Source organism: Cellvibrio sp. UBA7671 (assembly GCA_002483145.1).
In the GTDB taxonomy this organism is placed as follows: Bacteria; Pseudomonadota; Gammaproteobacteria; order Pseudomonadales; family Cellvibrionaceae; genus Cellvibrio; species Cellvibrio fibrivorans.
This window is the reverse complement of record DLHJ01000019.1, coordinates 377,767-398,463: the sequence shown is the minus strand read 5'-3', so window position 1 is coordinate 398,463 and position 20,697 is coordinate 377,767. Positions and strand designations below refer to the sequence as shown.

At 46.5% G+C, this 20,697-nt stretch carries 18 protein-coding genes; 3 read left to right on the top strand and 15 right to left on the bottom strand.

What is annotated here, in order from left to right; translation table 11 throughout:
• Nucleotides 1–23 precede the first annotated feature (23 nt).
• The 9 genes from B4E62_RS20755 to B4E62_RS20715 form a co-directional block, all read right to left on the bottom strand.
• The gene (locus B4E62_RS20755; RefSeq protein WP_331353399.1) at nucleotides 24–2,375 is read right to left on the bottom strand and encodes a methyl-accepting chemotaxis protein; all 2,352 of its coding nucleotides are present in this window, start codon (nucleotides 2,373–2,375) and stop codon (nucleotides 24–26) included.
• A gap of 12 nt (nucleotides 2,376–2,387) precedes the next feature.
• Nucleotides 2,388–2,867 carry a chemotaxis protein CheW gene (locus tag B4E62_RS20750; RefSeq protein ID WP_331353398.1) on the bottom strand — a complete coding sequence of 160 codons (480 nt, stop codon included), beginning with the start codon at nucleotides 2,865–2,867 and terminating at the stop codon, nucleotides 2,388–2,390.
• A gap of 53 nt (nucleotides 2,868–2,920) precedes the next feature.
• Nucleotides 2,921–4,918 (bottom strand): chemotaxis protein CheA, encoded by a 1,998-nt coding sequence (locus tag B4E62_RS20745; protein WP_331353397.1) that lies wholly within the window; start codon nucleotides 4,916–4,918, stop codon nucleotides 2,921–2,923.
• A 68-nt stretch (nucleotides 4,919–4,986) separates the two neighbouring features.
• Nucleotides 4,987–5,352: a response regulator gene (locus B4E62_RS20740; RefSeq protein ID WP_331353396.1), complete on the bottom strand. Its 366-nt coding sequence runs from the start codon at nucleotides 5,350–5,352 to the stop codon at nucleotides 4,987–4,989.
• 36 nt (nucleotides 5,353–5,388) lie between these two features.
• Entirely contained in the window at nucleotides 5,389–7,098 is a 1,710-nt protein-coding gene (locus B4E62_RS20735) for a SpoIIE family protein phosphatase (protein WP_331353395.1), read from the bottom strand.
• 5 nt (nucleotides 7,099–7,103) lie between these two features.
• The gene (locus B4E62_RS20730; RefSeq protein WP_331353394.1) at nucleotides 7,104–7,388 is read right to left on the bottom strand and encodes an STAS domain-containing protein; all 285 of its coding nucleotides are present in this window, start codon (nucleotides 7,386–7,388) and stop codon (nucleotides 7,104–7,106) included.
• A gap of 48 nt (nucleotides 7,389–7,436) precedes the next feature.
• A complete protein-coding gene (locus B4E62_RS20725) occupies nucleotides 7,437–7,715 on the bottom strand; it encodes an STAS domain-containing protein (RefSeq protein ID WP_331353393.1) in 279 nt (92 codons plus the stop codon).
• Between the two features lie 21 nt (nucleotides 7,716–7,736).
• The gene (locus B4E62_RS20720) at nucleotides 7,737–8,900 is read right to left on the bottom strand and encodes a methyl-accepting chemotaxis protein (protein ID WP_331353392.1); all 1,164 of its coding nucleotides are present in this window, start codon (nucleotides 8,898–8,900) and stop codon (nucleotides 7,737–7,739) included.
• Between the two features lie 297 nt (nucleotides 8,901–9,197).
• A complete protein-coding gene (locus B4E62_RS20715) occupies nucleotides 9,198–10,718 on the bottom strand; it encodes a fumarate hydratase (RefSeq protein WP_331353391.1) in 1,521 nt (506 codons plus the stop codon).
• A gap of 154 nt (nucleotides 10,719–10,872) precedes the next feature.
• Between B4E62_RS20715 and B4E62_RS20710 the strand changes: the two genes are divergently transcribed.
• Entirely contained in the window at nucleotides 10,873–12,984 is a 2,112-nt protein-coding gene (locus B4E62_RS20710; RefSeq protein ID WP_331353390.1) for a methyl-accepting chemotaxis protein, read from the top strand.
• 74 nt (nucleotides 12,985–13,058) lie between these two features.
• On the opposite strand, the gene B4E62_RS20705 is transcribed toward B4E62_RS20710, so the two are convergent.
• The 6 genes from B4E62_RS20705 to B4E62_RS20680 form a co-directional block, all read right to left on the bottom strand.
• Entirely contained in the window at nucleotides 13,059–13,850 is a 792-nt protein-coding gene (locus B4E62_RS20705; protein ID WP_331353389.1) for a hypothetical protein, read from the bottom strand.
• Nucleotides 13,851–14,003: 153 nt separating this feature from the next.
• Complete coding sequence (sodB, locus tag B4E62_RS20700) at nucleotides 14,004–14,588, bottom strand: superoxide dismutase [Fe] (RefSeq protein WP_331353388.1); 585 nt, start codon at nucleotides 14,586–14,588, stop codon at nucleotides 14,004–14,006.
• A gap of 291 nt (nucleotides 14,589–14,879) precedes the next feature.
• A complete protein-coding gene (groL, locus tag B4E62_RS20695; RefSeq protein ID WP_331353387.1) occupies nucleotides 14,880–16,523 on the bottom strand; it encodes a chaperonin GroEL in 1,644 nt (547 codons plus the stop codon).
• A 91-nt stretch (nucleotides 16,524–16,614) separates the two neighbouring features.
• Nucleotides 16,615–16,905 (bottom strand): co-chaperone GroES, encoded by a 291-nt coding sequence (locus B4E62_RS20690; RefSeq protein WP_310073334.1) that lies wholly within the window; start codon nucleotides 16,903–16,905, stop codon nucleotides 16,615–16,617.
• Nucleotides 16,906–17,180: 275 nt separating this feature from the next.
• The gene (locus B4E62_RS20685) at nucleotides 17,181–17,732 is read right to left on the bottom strand and encodes an FxsA family protein (protein WP_331353386.1); all 552 of its coding nucleotides are present in this window, start codon (nucleotides 17,730–17,732) and stop codon (nucleotides 17,181–17,183) included.
• Between the two features lie 31 nt (nucleotides 17,733–17,763).
• Nucleotides 17,764–18,786: a DUF481 domain-containing protein gene (locus tag B4E62_RS20680; RefSeq protein ID WP_331353385.1), complete on the bottom strand. Its 1,023-nt coding sequence runs from the start codon at nucleotides 18,784–18,786 to the stop codon at nucleotides 17,764–17,766.
• A gap of 177 nt (nucleotides 18,787–18,963) precedes the next feature.
• Between B4E62_RS20680 and B4E62_RS20675 the strand changes: the two genes are divergently transcribed.
• A complete protein-coding gene (locus B4E62_RS20675; protein ID WP_310073328.1) occupies nucleotides 18,964–19,296 on the top strand; it encodes an MGMT family protein in 333 nt (110 codons plus the stop codon).
• 59 nt (nucleotides 19,297–19,355) lie between these two features.
• Nucleotides 19,356–20,657, top strand: a complete 1,302-nt coding sequence (locus B4E62_RS20670) for an AmpG family muropeptide MFS transporter (protein ID WP_310073326.1) — start codon at nucleotides 19,356–19,358, stop codon at nucleotides 20,655–20,657.
• Nucleotides 20,658–20,697: the final 40 nt, after the last annotated feature.

Sequence of the window (20,697 nt, the reverse complement as noted above, 5' to 3'; positions counted from 1 at the left end):
CCGCTGTTACAACGAAGCAGGAATTAAAACTGTTCCCACTCATCGTCCTGTGATGAAGGTGGCGGTGTTAATTTTTTACTGGCAGCAGGCGCTTTTTTAACCGCCGGTTTAGATGGCGCCGCCACACGTTTTGCCGGAGCGGGGCTGCGCACCTGATCATCCGACAATCGGAATTGTGCTACGCTTTGGGTCAACTGATCCGCCTGTGACTGCATACTCTCCGCCGCCGCTGCAGCCTGCTCAACAAGTGCCGCATTTTGTTGAGTCATCTCATCCATTTGCGATACAGCGGTCGATACCTCTTCGATACCTGTCGATTGCTCTGCAGAAGCAGCGGCAATTTCAGCCATAATATCGTTCACGCGTTTAATCGCATTGACGATCTCTTTCATGGTATTGCCAGACTTGCCCACCAACTGGTTGCCGTCATCAATTTTTTGCACAGAATCTGAGATCAGCGCTTTAATATCTTTTGCCGCATTCGCAGAACGCTGTGCAAGTGTGCGCACCTCTGATGCAACTACTGCAAACCCGCGCCCTTGATCACCAGCACGCGCCGCTTCTACGGCGGCATTTAACGCAAGGATATTGGTTTGGAATGCAATGCCATCAATCACACCAATGATGTCAGAAATTTTGCGCGCGGATTCATTAATCGCATTCATGGTGGTCACCACTTGCTGGATCAGCGTGCCGCCATCAATAGCTACTGTCGACGCCTGCTCTGCCAAGACGTTAGCTTGTTTGGCATTATCGGCATTGAGTTTCACGGTGGAAGTAAGCTCCTCCATTGATGATGCCGTTTCTTCAAGATTTGCCGCCTGTTGTTCGGTGCGCGATGACAGGTCAGCATTACCTTGGGCTATTTCACTTGAAGCAGTAAAAATCGTATCTGCGGCAATACGTATATCGCCCAGCATGCTGGTTAGACTGTTGGTAGTTTCATTGCAGTAATTTTTGAGTTCACCAAATGTCCCCATGTACTCGGCATCAATTTTTTCCGTGAGATCGCCTTTGGCGATCGCCCCGAGTACACGCGCCACATCGTTCAACCCTTTTTCTGCAGTGGTGACTAACGCGTTCAAACCTTCGGCCAATTTCAAGAAAAAGCCATCTTTACCGTCGGTTTTAATTCGCTCGCTAAAATTACCCGCCGCTGCTGCATCAACCAAGGCATTCACTTCCCCTTCCACACCCACTTCGATGGTCCTATCCAACCACTCAACGACTGATCCTAAACGCGTGCCATCTTTGGAAAAAATAGGATTTGCCACCAAGCGAAAATGGCGTTTACCAACGACGATGTTGGATGTGTAAGTAGTTGTCAGGCTTTCCAGAAGCTTCATTTGGTGAGCAGGATTTTTATGGAAGATATCCATATTGCTGCCAACAATTTTATCTACCGCAAAATGAGGCAATACCGAGCGTATATCAGCCTCCGCCACACGCAGCATTTTTTCGACTGATTTATTCATGTAAATAATTTTCCGCTCGGGATCAGCAATCATCACATTCGTCGTGGTCGTCTCTAATGCACCAAGGATTCGGCTCATTTCATGTTCAGCTGCGACTTCTTTGGTGCGATCAATCCACTCAACAACAGAACCCAAACGATCACCTGATTCGGAAAAAATAGGGTTTGCAATCAAACGGAAACTACAACCTGCTACCACAATGTTGCCAATATAAGTCTCGCGTAAATTGGCCAATAAATGGCTTTGATGCGCAGGATTTTTATGGAATATATCCATGTTACTGCCGATAATTTTATCGACCGAGAAGTGTGGCAACGCCTTGCGTAAATCAGCTTCAACCCCACGCAACATTTTCTCAACTGATTTATTCATGTAAATAATCGTGCGCTCGTTGTCAGCGACCATTACGTTAGATGAGGTCGAACCCAGGGCTCCCAATATACGATCCATCTCTCGTTGTGACGCAATTTTTCTTTTTGCTTCATCCGAGATATCAGTCGCATATTTAACAACTTTTATCGGCTTGTTGTTAGCATCCAGAATAGGGTTATAACTGGCCTGAATCCAAACTTCTTTTCCTCCGCGACCAATACGTTTATATTGCCCCGCCTCGAAATCACCGCGCCCCAGTCGCTCCCAAAAACCCCGATACTCATTGCTCGCGCGGTAATCAGGATCAACAAACATACTATGATGACGGCCTTTTATTTCATCGAGACTGTAGCCCATTACCGAGAGAAAATTGTGGTTGGCATTCAGTATGGTCCCATCCAAAGCAAATTCAATCACAGCCTGCACACGGTTAATCGCTGCCAATTGGCCGCGCATATTTTCCAATTCATTGGAATCCACTTTCACAAGAGATTTATTACTGTTAAAAAAATTATCGATAATGCTCATGAGTGTTTCTCCTTATGATTTTGCGGCAGGTGATTCAGCCGTATCAAATAAACCCAACTCGTCGCTGGATATAAGTTCATTAATATCGACCAAAATAATCATTTGTTCGTTTACTGTTGCCAATCCCAACAAATAACGGCTATTAAATGCCACACCAAAGTCGGGCGGCGGCCGCAGCTGCTCCTTTGTCAGACTCACCACATCAGAAACACCATCAACCACAATTCCAACAATGCGGCTATGAATATGTAAAACGATGACAATCGTGAATTCATCATAAGTCACCTTTCCAACATTGAACTTGATACGCAAATCCACAATAGGAACTATGTCACCGCGCAAATTGATGACACCTTTAATAAAAGGCGGTGCATTCGCAATTTTAGTCACAGACTCGTAACCGCGAATTTCCTTTACGGTTAAAATGTCGAGCGCATAATTTTCATCGCCAAGTGTGAAGGTTAAAAATTCTTGTGCATCAGCTGTCATCATATTTTTCCCGACATTATTGCTTTGTTTATTTCACAACGCCTTTTCATAGAAAATCATACAGCTGTGGCTAACTGAAGGCAGCTATTGACCGTCAATGCAAGTGACTCCACATCTACAATCAAGGCAACGCTGCCATCCCCCATAATAGTTGCCCCAGCGACACCCTTTACCCGTTTGTAATGTTGTTCAAGGCTTTTAATCACCACTTGTTGCTGCCCAACCAAACCGTCCACAAATAATGCAAAACGGTATTTATTGGTTTCAATTAATACTGCTATGCCTTTGCTGACATCAGTAAACTGCGGTTCCAATTGCATGACTTTATAGAGCGACAAAATTGGCCAGTACTCATTGCGCACATGCAGCAATTGATCATCTCCCGCCAGCGTTTTTATATCCTTGGCGGCGGGCTGCATGGATTCAACGATATGCACTAGCGGTATGATGAAGGTTTGCTCGCCCACTGAAACACACATGCCATCAACAATAGCGAGGGTTAATGGCAGATGAATAGTAAAGGTGGCGCCCTGCCCGGCGCGGGATTCAATATCAATGCGGCCACCTAAACTTTGCACATTGCGTTTCACAACGTCCATCCCAACTCCGCGCCCGGAGACATCAGTAACTGCTGCCGCAGTGGAAAAACCCGGCGCAAAAATTAATTGCCACACCTCTTCATCTTTAGGGTTTTCACTCACAACAATATTATTCTCGCGCGCCTTTTCCAAAATACGCTCGCGATTCAACCCTCCCCCATCATCACTGATGCTAATCACAATATTGCCACCTTGTTGCGCTGCACGCAGAACCACAGTACCAGTAGGATTTTTACCGCGCTCGCGGCGCACCTCAGCCGATTCGATACCATGGTCAATACTGTTGCGCACCAGGTGCGTTAATGGATCAACCAGTTTCTCAGTCAACCCTTTATCCAGTTCGGTTTCCCCACCTTCAATAATCAAATCAATTTGTTTCCCCAGTTTGCTCGACAAGTCGCGTACCACTCGCGGAAAACGGTTAAATACAAAGGATACCGGCAGCATGCGAATAGACATTACCGCCTCTTGAATCTCACGTGTATTGCGTTCAAGCTCATTGGCCACCGCTTGAAATTTTTCCGCCATTGGCCCTTCCAGACTTTTTCCCAGCAGGCTCATCATGGATTGGGTAATCACAATTTCACCCACCAAATTGATTAGCTGATCGACTTTGCCAACATCCACCCGGATAGAAGAACTTTCCACATTGACTGTTTCACCACTTTTTACTTTTGATGGCAATGCGGCGGAAGCTTTCTCTGTCGATGGGGATTGCGGAAGGGAATCTATTAGACTTGCTGGAGCAGGCTCATCTATTGCTGGGGATGAGATTACGGGAGGAGGCATTGTGGAGTCGGCTGAAGAAGATGGATCCTCAAAAAAGCCAAAATAATCATTAATTGCCTGCCCTGGCGAAGGGATAGATACTGAAACAGATTCAAGTACTGGAAGATCCTCAAAAAAACCGGAAGATTCATCTTGCAAAGGTGCCGCTTGCACGGAGCCGGATTTCACAGTCTCGTCAAAGAAGCCATAACTTTCCTCTTCTACTTCAGTTTCAATGGCACCAAAAAAGCCATAGTCTTCCTGGTTGTTATTATCTATTTCGGTCATACTTGCTAAATTACCTGCGGTGACCAACTCAAGTTTTTTTGTTAGTTCATATACACCAGCCCAATTTAATTCATCAGCCGTGCGGTAACAGCGCAAAATTTCTTTTAGCTGATCAACTGAACTTAAAAACAAATCCACCATTTCTGTCGTGATCGCCATTTTCCCCTGACGAATTTTATCGAGCAGGCTTTCCATAATATGTGTCACACTCGCCAGCGCATCAAAACCGAAAATACCGCTACCACCTTTAATGGAGTGCGCCGCACGAAATATGCTATTCAGCATTTCGCTATCGGGATTAGTCACATCCAATTCGAGCAATAGCTGCTCCATCTCATCGAGGTGTTCCTGGCTCTCCTCGAAGAAAACGGCATGGAATTGTTTCATGTCAATCGACATTTCTCACATCCTTCGCAATACCAACATCATACCTGTAGGGGCGCCGCTTGCTGCGCCCTTGCTTAGAATTAACCCATCACCTTTTTGGCAATCTCCAACAATTTGGTTGGATCAAATGGCTTGACCATCCAACCGGTTGCCCCTGCTGCACGCCCCTGCGCTTTCATTGCATCGCTTGCTTCTGTTGTTAGCATCACAATCGGCGTACGAGTGTGCGCAGGCAATCCACGCAATGATTTAATTAGAGTGAGACCATCCATATTTGGCATATTTTGGTCAGTCAATACAAAATCGTAAGATTTGGTTTTACATAAATTAAATGCCTCCAAACCGTCTTTAGCTGCGGTCACTGTGTAACCTGCAGATTTCAGTGTGGCCTCTACCATTTGTCGTACAGAGGTTGAATCATCCACAATTAATACATGCTTACTCATGACAATTATCCTGTGAGCTAAGTAAAACAATAACCATTACGACGGACCTAATACGACCTTAATAAAATTACCCGGCGGATAAATTTCAACAGATTGTGCAAGATTGCGTATCAACCTTAATCCACGACCAGAGAAAGCAAGGTCACAAGTATTTTTTTCAGCACAAACATCATAACCACTTCCACTGTCACGCACTCCAATTTCCAGACCGGACCGCTCTTTGCTCTCCGCCCATACGAGATGCACCTCAACAAAATCAGAATCATCCAATTCCGACAAACGCTTATCCCGCTCCTTAATATAGGCATTAAAACCGTCGGGGCTTTCTTTAATTGCGGAATTCAACTTTAATATTCCGTGATCAATTGCATTAGCTACCATCTCACTTACAACAATAAAAACAACATGGCAGAAATTCTGGTTAAGATCCAAGTATTGTAAAAATTTATTACACAAAGGTGGAATCTCACATGATGCAATTTTTCCACCAGAAATCTTCAAACTCCAAGAAAAATTTCCTATATTTTCCTGCGCAAACCGGTTACCAATTGAATCTTGCAGTTGCTTACCGCAGCTTTTATATATTTTTTCTGGCTCCAACACACAAATGGACACATCATCTTTGTAATGATCGCGACCTGTGAAGCTTTTTAATTCATTCACTAATAGCGACTGCAAATCTTTAGTTTTAGCTTTCACAAGTTCTAGCACACGCTCAGATGAAAAACAGATACCTTCATCATTTACCTCTTCCGTTAAACCATCACTATGCGCAATTAGGGCTCCCCCGCCAGGAAAGTCACAGGTGATAACATTTGCATCAAACATGTCATCCTCTAGAATCCCCAATGCCATATGCTGTGAGTGGAACGACTGCAAAATCACGCCCTCCTGCACCCAGTAGGCTGTCGGAATGCCACCATTCCACACATCAATTTCTTTTCGCTCTCGATGCATCTGAATTAAAATCGCTGCTACAAATCTATCTTGCGGAGTATCGCGAATTAATTTTTTATTGATTTCGGTTACTATGCGTTGAATGTGAAAACCCTTAGCAACCATACTAGTAAAAATGGATACAACCGGCATAACCGTAATGGCAGCAGATAAACCGTGACCTGTAGCATCCGCCAACAGGAAATAGAGGTCCCCTCCAGGCGATATCTTTGCCAATGCGATGTCACCGCTAAAAGAAGATGAAGATTTCAACCACATCGATACGCCATCAATAACCTCACTATTTTGGCGCAACAAATATTCGTAAGTAAATTTTGCAATTGATTCTTCACGCTCAGCCTCGCGTTTAAATCGCTCCAACTCAGCGTTCTGCTTAATGATAAGCCGCTGCATAGAAACCGAATTAATTAACGCATTTACCTTTAATGCCAGGAGTGACAAGTTAACCGGCTTAATAACGTAATCAGCAACACCACAAGCAAAACAATTCTCTAAAAAAAGAGTATCTTCATTCCCGCTAATCATAATTACCGGCGGATTATGTAATAATTTTTTTTCATTTATAGTAGATAACAATTCCAATCCATTGCCGTCGGTCAGTTGATAATCCAGAACAATCAAATCGATTTCAGCACCAGCCTCCACTATCCGCATTGCAGCGGCCATGCTAGGAGCAGAGCAGGTATTAAAGCCTTTGGCTTGCAAAAAATGACAGAAAAGCTCATTAAGCAATTCATCATCATCCACGACAAGAATATAGTGAAGCGAGGCATTGGAGTGGGCATTCATAATAATCAGATGTACTCAAAAATCCTTTGCATATTTGCCATCGCCAATATTTGCGCTGTAGCCCCTTTAGCACCTTTAATCATCATTTTTTTATTCGCAGCAGCAGCGCGCCGCTGCCACATCATCATCATTCCAAGCGCAGCACTATCCAAGTATTCAACACGGCTAAAATCAAAGATTATCCCGTCAACTGCAACATCATCAATATACAACGAACATTGCCGCTGAAATTCGGTGTGGTAACCATAATCAAATTTATTAGGTAAAACCACGCTAGCATGCTTGCTCATAGCCCAACCCGCTCAGTAAAATTTAATCTATTTTTTTAAAATGAAAAACTAGCTTATATCGATAATTTTTTGCAAATTAGCCAACTGTAGAATTTCTTTTGGCGATGTTTTTAAATTTATCATTACCAGTTTCGACTGCCGTGCTTGCGCTTTTTTTTGCGACATAACTAATAAGCCTATACCAGCGCTATCAATATATTCCAAATCAACACAATCCAAGGTGATAGTGCCGGCATTGCCAAGGAGATCAGAAACTTTTGAATTAAATTCCATACTGGATGAATAATCAAAACGCTTTGGCATTTTAATGGTTACTATATTACTCATAAAATTCCCTGCTCAATTAATTTAGAATAGATCTACCGAGCCACTTTCAACCGAACTGGCGGATACGGGGTTATGTTTTTGACGAGTGCGAGTTTCTTTATATCGAATTAATTCATTCGTTAACTGTGAAAAATTATTGTGCGAAGCAGTCAAAGAGCTAGCCAGTGGAATTAACTCTTCTAATCGCTGAATTATGTAGCGCATGTTTTGGGTTGACATGTCTTCAAATTGCAGTGCGCGTATAGCATTGTGCAATTGAGAGACTAACCCAGCTACGATAGGCTCCATCTGCTTCGTAACTTGCCGATCGTGCTCAGCTCTTTGAATTAAATTATCACTAACTAACTTCATTTTAGCTTTGACTTGTAAAACATAGGTCATATCTTGCGACGCAACTTCGCTGACCGTATCTTTAAGATCATCAATTCCTTGCGCTATTTCACGCAGTTGTGTCTGGATCGCCAAGCTAAACCCCGCCGAGCGGTTTGAGAGAGCACGCACCTCATCTGCCACAACAGCAAACCCCCTCCCACTCTCGCCTGCTCTAGCAGCCTCTATGGCAGCATTCAACGCTAATAAATTAGTCTGCGACGCAATCTGGTCGATATCTTGCAACGCCTTTAAAGCCTTGGGCATTTTTTCTGATATCGATCCTACTTTTTCAACTAACTCCATAAATGAAGCGCTCATCGTTACAGTGGTATCAACAAATCGATTCAACAGCTCATAAGTGCTATCAGCAAAATTACTCATACTCTGTGAAATCGCGTCATTACCATTGTCGTCACCAACATCCTGCAACAGGTTTTTTACACTTTTCTGTTGCTCCTCCAACAAACTCTTAATTCCCTGAAACGCAGTTGACAGTGTGTTTACCGCATCAGATTGGATGCCAATTTGTGCAACGAGATTGCTCATACTTTCCTGCACGATTTCATTGATAACCATACTGGTTTCAGAGAGTGCGATGGGAGCTGTGACGGATGCAACAGCTTGATCCTGAATAGCGTCGGACGATTTATTATTAATAGCCGACACCAAGGCATACCCCAATACTGCAGACACGAAAATCGGACCAACCAGTGGATGGAGATAGATGCCCAACAAGCACCCGCCCAACAAGGCAATGGCTATTAGCCAAAGAGATTTCACCTGCATAAACGCATCCAACTTCATTGATTCCATGGCAGCAAATGCATGCTAATCACCTGACACTAGGCAGGGACCACTGCACGATTTATTAAAAGTAGCAGGTTTATTCCAGCCTGCTTTGTTTGCTAGAGGTTTGATGCGGTTTTTATAAATTTGCAATGAAACGCTTAATGCAAATCACGCGATGAAGAGCAGGAAATACTTAGAAGATGAACTCTTATCACAATTTTGCATTAAAATTTGTTTTTAGAAATAAAAAAGCCGACAGTTATTCGTTGTCGGCTTTTTTAGGGAAGGGAAAAATATTACACGAGATTACACACTTTCCATCTATTGAACCTGTAACACACCTTCTTCAATTTTTGCTTTCCAAATTTTCGGCCCAGTGTTGTGCACTGATTCGCCGCGCGAATCTACCGCGACAGTTACTGGCATATCTTTGACGTCAAATTCATAAATCGCTTCCATTCCCAATTCCGGGAAACCCAGAACCTTGGCGGATTTAATCGCTTGCGCTACTAGATAAGCAGCGCCACCAACAGCCATTAAATACACGGATTTGTTATCGCGAATGGCTTCAATTGCCGCAGGGCCGCGTTCGGATTTACCGATCATGCCGAGTAGACCAGTTTGCTCCAGCATGGTGCGGGTGAATTTATCCATGCGGGTTGCGGTCGTGGGGCCTGCAGGACCAACCACTTCGTCGCGGATTGGATCAACCGGGCCGACGTAATAGATGAAGCGTCCTTTCATGCTCACTGGCAACTCCTCTCCCCTGGCGAGCATATCAGTCATTTTCTTGTGTGCAGCATCGCGACCGGTGAGCATTTTGCCGGAGAGCAATACGGTTTCACCGGTTTTCCATTCCAACACATCTTCGGGTTTCAATGTATCGAGATTTACGCGACGCACGCTATCGCCCACATCCCAACTGATTTCTGGATAGTCTTCCAACGCTGGAGGAGTTTGTAATGCTGGACCCGAACCATCCAATACAAAGTGCGCATGGCGGGTAGCCGCGCAGTTAGGAATAATTGCAATGGCTTTGTTAGCGGCGTGAGTTGGGTAATCTTTGATTTTGACATCGAGTACGGTAGTCAAACCTCCCAAGCCTTGGGCGCCGATACCCAAGCGATTTACTTTGTCGTACAGCTCAATGCGCAATTCTTCGTAGCGATCTTTTGCACCGCGCGCTTGCAGTTCTTGAATATCAACTGGATCTAGCAGTGCCTCTTTCGCAAGCAGCATGGCTTTTTCAGCAGTCCCACCAATACCAATTCCGAGCATACCCGGCGGGCACCAGCCAGCGCCCATCTCGGGAACTACCTTAAGTACCCAATCCACAACGGAGTCAGACGGATTCAGCATAGCAAATTTGGTTTTTGCTTCAGATCCGCCGCCTTTGGCCGCGACATGCACATCGACAGTATTGCCGGGAACGATGTTGTAGTGAATAACGGCTGGAGTATTGTCGCCAGTGTTTTTACGCGCACCGTCGGGATCGGCAAGGATCGATGCACGCAGTACGTTATCGGGATTCATATAAGCGCGGCGCACACCTTCATTAACCATATCGGTGAGGCTCATTTGCGCGTCCCATTGCACATCCATACCCACGGTGACAAATACGGTGACGATACCTGTGTCCTGACAAATCGGGCGATGGCCCATGGCACACATGCGCGAGTTAATAAGGATCTGCGCCATAGCATCTTTTGCCGCTTTGCTTTGCTCCCGCTCATAGGCTTGGTGTATGGCCTGGATGAAATCAACGGGATGGTAATAGGAAATGAATTGCAGCGCATCGGCGACGCTGTCGATCAGGTCTTGTTGGCGAATCACGGTTGGCATAATGGACTTCTCGATTGTTAGGTCGTAAAGCGGACCGGGTAAAAAGTGGCGGCAATTCTACACCATGCCGACCGATTATTTCGCCAGATTGCGTGCAAACAAGCGACAACCAACTAGGCTGAAATGAGCGACGTCCACAAGGAATCAAATGGTTATGAACTCGTTTTCACTGCGCTTCAAACTCAGCCTCAGCATTGCACTTATCCTCGCCTTTAGCATGGGCAGTTTAAGTTTTGTCGCTTGGCGCTCTATGTCCAATAGTGCTGAAACCTCAATCGAGCAAAGCGCCAGCTCAATGCAGGAGACCATTGATGGCAGGCTGCGCGATATAGCTCAAGCCAGTGCATTGGAAACCAGTGCATTACTCAATCGCAGCGCCGATATATCACAACATTTGGCCGCCATTCTCAGCAGCACGGCGGTTGGCGCGAGCGCGCCTGGTTATTCACGCGCGCAGGTTAAGCAACTCACTTATGACCTGTTGCTTTCCTCCCCTTCGATTTCAGCTATTTACGCTCAATTTGATCCTAATGGTTATGACGGACGCGACAGTGAGTTTGTGGGGGACCAACTCTACAGCTCGGAAATCGGCAGCATGGCCATCTATTGGGTCAAAGAAAATGGCAAACCTGTCTTCAATAAAATTGAGTATTCCTCGCAGACCGATACCAGCCTTGATGAAAATGGCCAGCGCAAATCTGAATGGTATTTGTGCAGCAAGGACACCGTAAAAACCTGCCTGATGGAGCCCTACCTTTATGAAATCAGCCCTGGCAACTTTATGCTGATGACATCAGTCGTTGCGCCCGTTGTGGTCAACAACCAATTTCGTGGTGTGGGTGGTTTGGATATTAATTTACCTGTGTTGCAAGAGCGCTTGCTCGCGCAGGCTCAATCGCTTTATTCCGGCAAAACCAGTATGTACCTGTTAAGTACCAAAAATTTGGTGCTGGCGAGCAATCAACATCCAGAGCTTTTGGGTAAACCACTTGAAGCAGGCGACAAATCTCTCGCCGACGCAATTGCACAAAGCAGCAAAAACCAATTCGTTTTCAACGGCAATATTATTACCATCGCAACCATCAAAGTAGATGCAGTACAAAATCAGTGGAAGATGGTGATAGTGACGCCGCGTTCAATCGCGTATGAGGTGGTCGATGCGCTTTCCACGTCACTTCAGGAAAGCAGCATTCGTACAGCAACCAATATGATTAGCCTCGCCATTGTTTTGCTTATCGTCTTTGTGGCGATTGTCTCTCTCTGGATTAAAACTTCGACTCAACCGATTGTGCGCATGAGTGCAATGATGCGCGACCTCGCAAGCTCCGATGGCGACCTGACTCGTAAATTAATTCCCTCCAAAGATAAAGAATTAATTGATATGGCCGATGGCTTCAACAGTTTTACCGAAAAATTGCGCGCGATGATCCTAGCCATCAAGCGCGACTCCGAAGAACTCAAACAGCAATGCAACAATTTAACCGGCACATCAAAAAATACCCGCTCTGCGACCGAAGTGCAGGTAGAACAAATTCACAACATTATGACGGCAATCCACGAGATGTCGGCCACGGCGAATGAAGTGGCGAAGCTGGCGAGCAACACCTCCACCGACTCAGAAAGCTCAGTCAAAGCCATTACTAATGCGCGCGATTTATTCCAGCGTACAGTGGAAGAATTTAAAGGTGTCGCAACCGACTTTTCCAACTCCAGTCAAAAAATTCAACTGGTAGCTGAAAGCAGTAAAAAAATCAGCGGCATTACCGATGTAATCCAGGGAATAGCGGCGCAAACCAACTTACTTGCACTCAATGCGGCAATTGAAGCAGCACGCGCTGGCGAGCAAGGCCGAGGGTTTGCAGTGGTTGCAGATGAGGTGCGCTCACTGGCTGCGCGCACCCAAAAGTCTACTGAAGAAATTAAACAATTGATTCAAGCCTTGCAGCAACAAGTCGATCAAACGGTTGTACAAATCAATCAAAACACTCAGCGTGTTGGTGATACATTAATTGAAGCAGAGCACGCGTATGAGCGATTAACCACGGCAACTGAAGGTATGAATGCCATCACCGACAGTTCTTACCAGGTCGCCGCTGCTGCAGAAGAGCAAAACCTGGTCACTGAAGAAATTAATCGCAATATTTCCGCCATCGGCGACGCAACACAAGAATTGGAGCGGCTTTCAAACAGCATTTATACAGCCAGTGGCAATGTCGATAAAATTACCCAGGATATCGACAGCCATCTAACCCAACTGCGCTGTTAACAAAAGCAAAAGGGGATCGATTCTTCATCGATCCCCTTTTTTATCGCCAAAACTTACGTTCGAGTAGCGCGTAATTACTTGGGTACAGTACCCATTTGTTGCTTGATTTGTAAAATCTCACGGTTAGTACTGCGACGGAAATCATCTATCGCAGAAATCGCTTCTTCATTAGTGCGCATACGCGCCGCCAAACTATCCAGCGCCGTCATTTCCAACTGCATTTTATCCAATTCTTCTTTCAGGTTTTGAACGCTCTGGGTTTGCTGGCTCACACTGGTGCTCATGCCATCAATTTTTGCAGCGGCAGCATCAGCAACCGTTTTATTGGCTGCCACTTCTTGCTTGAGCGAAGTCACACCCGCTTTTGCATCAGTCCCTAATTTTTGGGCATTGGCGGCATCGCGTGCAACGGCAGTGGTTTTTTCAGTATTCGCTGCAATGGCTTTACGATTGGTCTCTACCAGACCCGCGATGCGGCGCACTTCCGCATCCAATTTTTTTAAATTGGATTGCAAGGTCACTACTGATGCGCTGGACTCTTCTGAAGTCAAACTTAGCTGCTGCTCCAACCCTTGAATACGGGTATCAGCCTGTTTAAGCATCTCTTGCGCCTGAAACAATTGCCACCCCAGGAACCCTGCACCACCGGCAGCTACCAACGCAATCACCAGCGCGATAGCAGGCACACTGCTAGATGGAGCAGCCGGAGCATAGGCAGGGGTCGATTGGGGTGTAGGCTTGCGAGTTGGTCGCGCCGGTGGCAAATCGTCGTCATGGTCGTGTGCTTGAGGTTGTTGACGACGCGCTGCGGATTCTGTCGGCTCGGACACTCCGCCGGTAGATAACGTGGGTTCTCTGCGTTCCATAACAACAAATACCTTAACAATGAGACAGTGATCAGATGAATATCATGTGTGCGCGCATTTTATAGCAGCGGCCAGTACAAACATAGGCCAAGTATTTTATTTCGCATAATAAAAAACGGGCGCGAGGCCCGTTTTTTTGTACCGCAAAACCAATTACTTACTGTAGTTGGCGTTTACGAATTCCCAGTTTACCAACGCCCAGAAAGCGTTCATGTAAGTTGGGCGTGCGTTGCGGTAATCAATGTAGTAAGCATGTTCCCACAAGTCCACAGTCAGAATTGGAGTAACAGAAGCATCAGTCAACGGAGTGGCTGCGTTGCTGGTGTTAACGATGGCAACAGAACCGTCTGCCTTTTTCACCAACCAAGTCCAGCTTGAACCGAAGTTGTTGATAGCAGAGTTGGTGAAATCTTCTTTAAATTTATCGAATGAACCGAAGGCTTTGTTGATTGCTTCAGCCACTGCACCTGTTGCTGCGCCACCGCCGTTAGGGCTCAGGCAGTGCCAGTAAAAAGTGTGGTTCCAGATTTGCGCCGCATTGTTGAACACTCCGCCGGAAGAAGTTTTGATGATCTCTTCCAGGCTCTTGCCTTCAAACTCGGTGCCAGGGATCAAACCATTCAGTTTGTCTACGTAGGTCTTGTGATGCTTGCCGTGGTGGAATTCCAGGGTCTCAGCAGAAATGTGGGGAGCCAATGCATCTTTTGCGTAAGGCAGTGCAGGTAATTCAAAAGCCATGATGTTTCTCCTAGGTCACGGTTGTTTAGGTTCTATCTCTGTTTAAAATCCGGTAGCGAATAATAACAACTAAACAAATTTGCGCTTATTAAAAATTCGCTATCGCAAGAATTGGGGGCTATCTATTACTAAAAGCAATCAACAATCGCCAAAAACAATTGCGGCCCACTAGGGGCCGCAACTATAACGCAAAATTACTGTTTAACAGCGTCGGCACCATAGCGGTGCTCACGCGCTGAACAAACTAAAGAAATATTTGCGTACATTTTACAAGTCACCGGAGTGTACGGCTTACATCATGCCGCCCATACCACCCATACCGCCCATATCGTGGCCATGGCCACCAGCTGGCTTGTCTTCTGGCAGATCGGCAACCATAGCTTCGGTGGTGATCATCAAGCCAGCGATGGAACCTGCAGCCTGCAATGCAGAGCGGGTTACTTTTGCTGGGTCGAGAATACCCATTTCCAACATATCGCCGAAAACACCAGTAGCAGCGTTGTAGCCGTAGTTGCCGGAACCTTTCTTCACTTGATCAGCAACAACTGATGGTTCATCGCCCGCGTTGGCAACGATTTGACGCAAAGGAGCTTCCATTGCGCGACGTGCAATCGAAATACCCGCATTTTGGTCTTCGTTGTCACCTTTCAGGTCAGCGATTGCCGCAACAGCGCGCAGCAATGCAGTACCGCCTCCAGGAACCACGCCTTCTTCAACCGCAGCACGGGTAGCGTGCAGGGCGTCTTCAACGCGTGCTTTCTTCTCTTTCATTTCCATTTCGGTAGCAGCGCCAACTTTGATTACCGCAACACCGCCAGCCAATTTAGCCACGCGCTCTTGCAGTTTTTCGCGGTCGTAATCTGAAGAGGTTTCTTCGATTTGCACACGAATTTGTTGTACGCGCGCTTTGATTTCTGCCGCGTTACCAGCACCATCAACAATGGTGGTGTTGTCTTTGTTCATGGTGACGCGTTTTGCAGTACCCAAGTGCTCCAAGGTTGCACTTTCCAGATCCAGACCAACTTCTTCAGAGATCACGGTAGCGCCAGTCAATACAGCGATGTCTTGCAACATTGCTTTACGACGATCACCGAAACCAGGTGCCTTCACAGCAGCCACTTTCACGATGCCGCGGATGTTGTTAACAACCAGAGTTGCCAGCGCTTCGCCTTCAACATCTTCCGCAACGATTACCAGCGGCTTGCCAGATTTGGCAACGCCTTCCAACACTGGCAGCAATTCGCGAATATTGGAGATTTTTTTGTCGACCAGCAGAATGTAAGGATGGTCGTGCTCAACACTCATGTTGTCTTGATTGTTGATGAAGTAAGGAGACAGGTAACCGCGGTCAAACTGCATACCTTCTACTACGTCTAACTCGTTGTCGAGGCTGGTACCTTCTTCAACGGTAATCACACCTTCTTTACCGACTTTGTCCATGGCTTCTGCAATCAGAGCACCGACAGAGGTATCGCTGTTGGCAGAAATACTGCCCACTTGTGAAATAGATTTGCTATCAACACATGGCTGCGCGATTGACTTAACGTGAGCAACAGCAGCAGTGATTGCTTTGTCGATACCGCGCTTCAGGTCCATCGGGTTCATACCGGCGGCAACAGATTTCAAACCTTCGTTAACAATGGCTTGCGCCAATACGGTTGCAGTAGTAGTACCGTCACCAGCGTCGTCAGAAGCGCGTGAAGCAACTTCTTTCAACATTTGTGCACCCATGTTTTCGAACTTGTCTTTCAAGTTGATTTCTTTGGCAACGGATACGCCGTCTTTAGTAACGGTAGGAGCGCCGAATGACTTCTCCAACACCACGTTACGGCCTTTCGGGCCAAGGGTCGCTTTAACTGCATCGGCCAGAATATTTACACCAACCAACATACGTTGACGCGCGTTATCACCAAATTTCACATCTTTAGCTGACATATCTTTAATTCCTACAATCTTGTGTTAACACCAGGAAGCCGACGCTATGCGGCTACCGTTATATTCTTGAGATCCGGGCTTGAGCGGTGGATTACACCAGAACCGCTTTGATATCGGATTCGCTCAGGATCACCAGCTCTTCGCCATCGATATTGATGGTATCGCTGCCTGCATACTTACCGAACACCACTACATCGCCAACTTTCACATCCAAAGGACGCAATTCACCACTTGCCAGTACACGGCCATTGCCAACAGCCAGCACTTCACCTTGATTCGGCTTCTCTTTCGCAGCACCCGACAGGATGATCCCGCCAGCGGTTTTGGTTTCTTCTTCTTTGCGACGAACTACAACGCGATCATGCAACGGACGAATTTTCATGGAACTTTGTCTCCTAACAAAACAGATTGAACGAGCTTGGAACCGGGCTTTCACCGACACCCTGAGGGTATGGAAAAAGCGTTGTGGCTCCGCGTGATGACATATAGGGACGCCCGGAAAAGTTTCAAGGCCGTCCATTAAAGCCACCGATTTTAAGGGGCTAGCCCCTTAAATAGTGACCAAAAAGCGGTGACCAAAAAGTGGTGACACCTATCTGGGGCTGGGTTTGGGGATTTCAACAGAGGAAGGTTTAATTTTGTCGAAAGAACGCTGATTTATTCGCTTTTGGGGACTTTAGGCGTTGGTGATTCAGGCTGTTGGTCAATTAGCACACCGCTAATGGCTTTATCAGTATCGGTTTGAGCCGAACCTTGATGCTCGTAGACATTACCGGTTGCGGAGGTAAATGAGTCAGACTTGAATGGATCAGCCCCAAAACCTGTCATTTTAAAACCGCGCGCGCTGGCATTCATGGCGACTTTTGCCAACCAGCGCTTGAGCAGTAGCCCGCGCACCAGTGGGATAAAGCACAACAGTGCCATTAGATCTGTAATGAAACCGGGAATAATCAATAACACTGCCCCCACAGCTTTAAAGAGTCCATCCGCCAAGGTTTGGGCGGGCATAGCGCCGCCGCTGCGCATATTTTGCGCCGCTTGCAGCATGCTGGACGCGCCCAGGTAACGGAGCAGATTTATGCCAAGAACAATCATCGCCACCAGCCAGAGGATCACCGCCAAGGCACCCACTTCCCCGCCGATTTCAATCATCAGCCAGAGTTCTAATACCGGTAAAAGCACAAAGACAGGAAAAAGAGGAATGCGCATCAAGAGAGCCCAAAGTCGTGGAACAGGCAGTTTACCACTTGTAACTCACCCCCAGCGACATACGCGTATCTTTGCCTTTGCGTGCTGGTTGCGGCTCGTTATCTAGCCAATAATCAATTTTGAACTCGGAATAAATGCGCTTGAGGATCATCGAACTTAAACCCGTGGTGGTCTTCACCCGCCAATTGGGCTCATCCTCGGTCGATTGAAACATCTCATTGTTGTGGAAAAAACCAACCCCCCAAGGCAAGTTGTAGCGGAAATCCGTAGCGAGGCGCAGTGCCATAAAAGAATCTTCCGCAGCAAAATCACCGATCAAATCCGCGGGGAATACGTAGCGTTCATCCATATAGGCCATGCCGCTCTTGAACGATAACGCCGAAGCAGAGGTTTCAAAAAACTGATAGCCCGCCCCCGACCCCAAACTTTTGTACTTAGCCATGCCCCGCTGTGGATCTGCCCCGATCAGCGCACCGTTATACCAAAACCAATGGTCACCCAAAAACCAATCGAGGGAATAGCGGGTATTCCAACGCTCTTGCGGCGCAGAATAAAACCAGGAAGAGCGCGCGTATTCAGCACCCACTACATGGCGGAAATCACTGCGACGAAAATCCATCTCACTCTGTAAATTCCACTCATCGCGCACTTCATTGCCGCGCGAGTAGGCGCCCCACAAATTCAAACGCCCATGATGAACATAGTCACCTTTTTTATAGTCTTCGTAAGGCAACAGGGTTTTGATGGTTAGCAATGAAGTGCGCTTAATACGCGATGATTTTTCGCATTGGTAAACCAACTGCTCTGCTTCCATTTTTTCCAGCAAGCATGCGGATTTACTGCCATTGATTTTGAGTGGTTTGCTTGAAGTGATATTGGAGATGTTGGTTTTTTTAATCCACTGCTCGCCAAAATTGGTGGATTTCCACACCAAGTGCTCGCCGTCAACACGTACCAGCTCACCTTCTAGCCGGTCGCCATTGCGCAATTCCACTACGCCAGCCTTCGCGCCAGAGTTAAAGAACAGAATAAAAAAGACGATAAGATGCTTCACAACTATTTTTGGTACCAAGAGCCTGCTCCGGTTTATCAACTGACCTATGTCAATTAAAGTAACCGCATCAGCAACGGGCAACGCCAGAAATGTTAATAGTGTTAATTTAGGTTAGGCTTGGGTTTATTCCGGTAAGCACAGGTTTAGCAAGATCAATTTACAGGCACATCAGTCAATATGGCATCAACTCTAGCAAGCACCACCTCTGCAACCAACCGGGAAGCCATTTATCTGGCATTGATGTCGATTCCCGCAGGCAACGTGATTACCTACGGGCAACTGGCTACCTTGGCTGGGTTACCCGGTGCAGCGCGCCTCGCGGGAACCGTGCTGTGTGGATTACCGGAAAATACCGAACTGCCCTGGCACAGGGTGATTAATGCGCAAGGAAAAATTTCTCTGCCGCCCGACTCAGCCGCGTATAAAAAACAATGGCAGCGCTTACAAGCAGAAGGCGTAGAAATAAAAAATGGAAAAATCAATTTGCGTATTTATGGTTACAATAATTAACCGCCGTTTAAATACCGCAATTTCTTATCCCTATTGCTGAAACAGCACTGAACTAAAAAATGATGACACCAACTGCGCAAACTTCACCCGAAGAAAATAACTACAAAGGCTGGCGCGGTATCAAGCGCGCGTTTGCTACCCCCTCCGCACTCACTATGCTGTTTTTAGGTTTTGGTTCAGGGCTACCCTTTTTATTGGTGGGCGTTACGCTCTCCACTTGGTTGCGAGACACCGGTGTCGCATTAAGTGTGATTGGGCTGATAAGTTACGCCAGTTTTTTTTATGTGCTGAAATTTTTGTGGGCGCCGTTAATTGATCGCTACCCACTGCCTTTTTTAGGTCGGCGCAAAGGCTGGTTGGCGCTATCGCAATTACTACTCATTGTCGCGCTCTCTAGCATGGCAATAATAGGGCCACAATCATCGCTGTTATTGTTTGTTGCGCTCGCCGGGCTCGTTGCATTTGCGGGGGCTACGCAGGACATAGTGATTGATGCCTATCGTATTGAAGTAGCGCCAGTGGAATCGCAAGCTGCACTCGCGGCGACCTATATTTTGGGCTATCGCTTCGGGTTGATTATATCGGGCGCCATAGCCCTTTATTTAGCAGAACTCACTGGTTGGACGACAGCTTATTTAATAATGGCCGCCTGCATTTTACTGCCGTTACTAGCGGGCTTATTATCCAAAGAACCCGCCGCACAAGAATTAATTGTGCGCGAAATTCGTTTGTGGGATGCGTTTATAAAACCCTTTCAGGAATTTTTTTCACGCAATGGTTTTTGGCTCGCGCTGGCGTTGTTGGCGTTTGTGGGATTATTTAAATTGCCCGACCAAATGATCGGTGTACTGGCTGGACCGTTCTATCTAGACTCAGGTTATACCAAAGCCGATATAGCCACAGTTTCAAAAGTGTACGGCGTGTGGATTGGTATCGCGGGCGCATTTTTGGGTGGTATCTGCATTGCGGCATTTAGTTTGCGCTCAATGTTGGTGATTGCCGCACTGGCTATATCTGTTTCCAATGTTGCCTACTTATTGATGGCGCATAACCCCGGTGAGAGCTGGGCTTTTTTTGCCACAATCAGTGCAGACAATTTATCGCAAGGCTTTGCTGGCGTTGTGTTGGTCGCATTTATGTCGAGCCTTACCAACCGCAATTTCACCGCAACACAATATGCGCTACTCGTTTCACTCGCGCACTTGCCAGGAAAATTTATCGGTGGCTTGTCAGGATACATAGTGGAAGCCAGTAGCTATTCCACTTTTTTTATTATGAGCACTTTTTCTGTCATACCTACACTGTTATTGCTAGCCTGGATCTGGCATCGCATTCAGGGTGATAACTCGCAAAATCTTTAACGAAACAAATAAAAAAGCCGCTGGATTTTCTCTAGCGGCT

Excerpts from the sequence above, each read along its gene's own strand:
- B4E62_RS20755 (WP_331353399.1), bottom strand. The coding sequence starts at position 2,375 with ATGAGCATTATCGATAATTTTTTTAACAGTAATAAATCTCTTGTGAAA.
- B4E62_RS20750 (WP_331353398.1), bottom strand. The coding sequence starts at position 2,867 with ATGATGACAGCTGATGCACAAGAATTTTTAACCTTCACACTTGGCGAT.
- B4E62_RS20745 (WP_331353397.1), bottom strand. The coding sequence starts at position 4,918 with ATGTCGATTGACATGAAACAATTCCATGCCGTTTTCTTCGAGGAGAGC.
- B4E62_RS20740 (WP_331353396.1), bottom strand. The coding sequence starts at position 5,352 with ATGAGTAAGCATGTATTAATTGTGGATGATTCAACCTCTGTACGACAA.
- B4E62_RS20735 (WP_331353395.1), bottom strand. The coding sequence starts at position 7,098 with ATGAATGCCCACTCCAATGCCTCGCTTCACTATATTCTTGTCGTGGAT.
- B4E62_RS20730 (WP_331353394.1), bottom strand. The coding sequence starts at position 7,388 with ATGAGCAAGCATGCTAGCGTGGTTTTACCTAATAAATTTGATTATGGT.
- B4E62_RS20725 (WP_331353393.1), bottom strand. The coding sequence starts at position 7,715 with ATGAGTAATATAGTAACCATTAAAATGCCAAAGCGTTTTGATTATTCA.
- B4E62_RS20720 (WP_331353392.1), bottom strand. The coding sequence starts at position 8,900 with ATGGAATCAATGAAGTTGGATGCGTTTATGCAGGTGAAATCTCTTTGG.
- B4E62_RS20715 (WP_331353391.1), bottom strand. The coding sequence starts at position 10,718 with ATGCCAACCGTGATTCGCCAACAAGACCTGATCGACAGCGTCGCCGAT.
- B4E62_RS20710 (WP_331353390.1), top strand. The coding sequence starts at position 10,873 with ATGAACTCGTTTTCACTGCGCTTCAAACTCAGCCTCAGCATTGCACTT.
- B4E62_RS20705 (WP_331353389.1), bottom strand. The coding sequence starts at position 13,850 with ATGGAACGCAGAGAACCCACGTTATCTACCGGCGGAGTGTCCGAGCCG.
- sodB (WP_331353388.1), bottom strand. The coding sequence starts at position 14,588 with ATGGCTTTTGAATTACCTGCACTGCCTTACGCAAAAGATGCATTGGCT.
- groL (WP_331353387.1), bottom strand. The coding sequence starts at position 16,523 with ATGTCAGCTAAAGATGTGAAATTTGGTGATAACGCGCGTCAACGTATG.
- B4E62_RS20690 (WP_310073334.1), bottom strand. The coding sequence starts at position 16,905 with ATGAAAATTCGTCCGTTGCATGATCGCGTTGTAGTTCGTCGCAAAGAA.
- B4E62_RS20685 (WP_331353386.1), bottom strand. The coding sequence starts at position 17,732 with ATGCGCATTCCTCTTTTTCCTGTCTTTGTGCTTTTACCGGTATTAGAA.
- B4E62_RS20675 (WP_310073328.1), top strand. The coding sequence starts at position 18,964 with ATGGCATCAACTCTAGCAAGCACCACCTCTGCAACCAACCGGGAAGCC.
- B4E62_RS20670 (WP_310073326.1), top strand. The coding sequence starts at position 19,356 with ATGATGACACCAACTGCGCAAACTTCACCCGAAGAAAATAACTACAAA.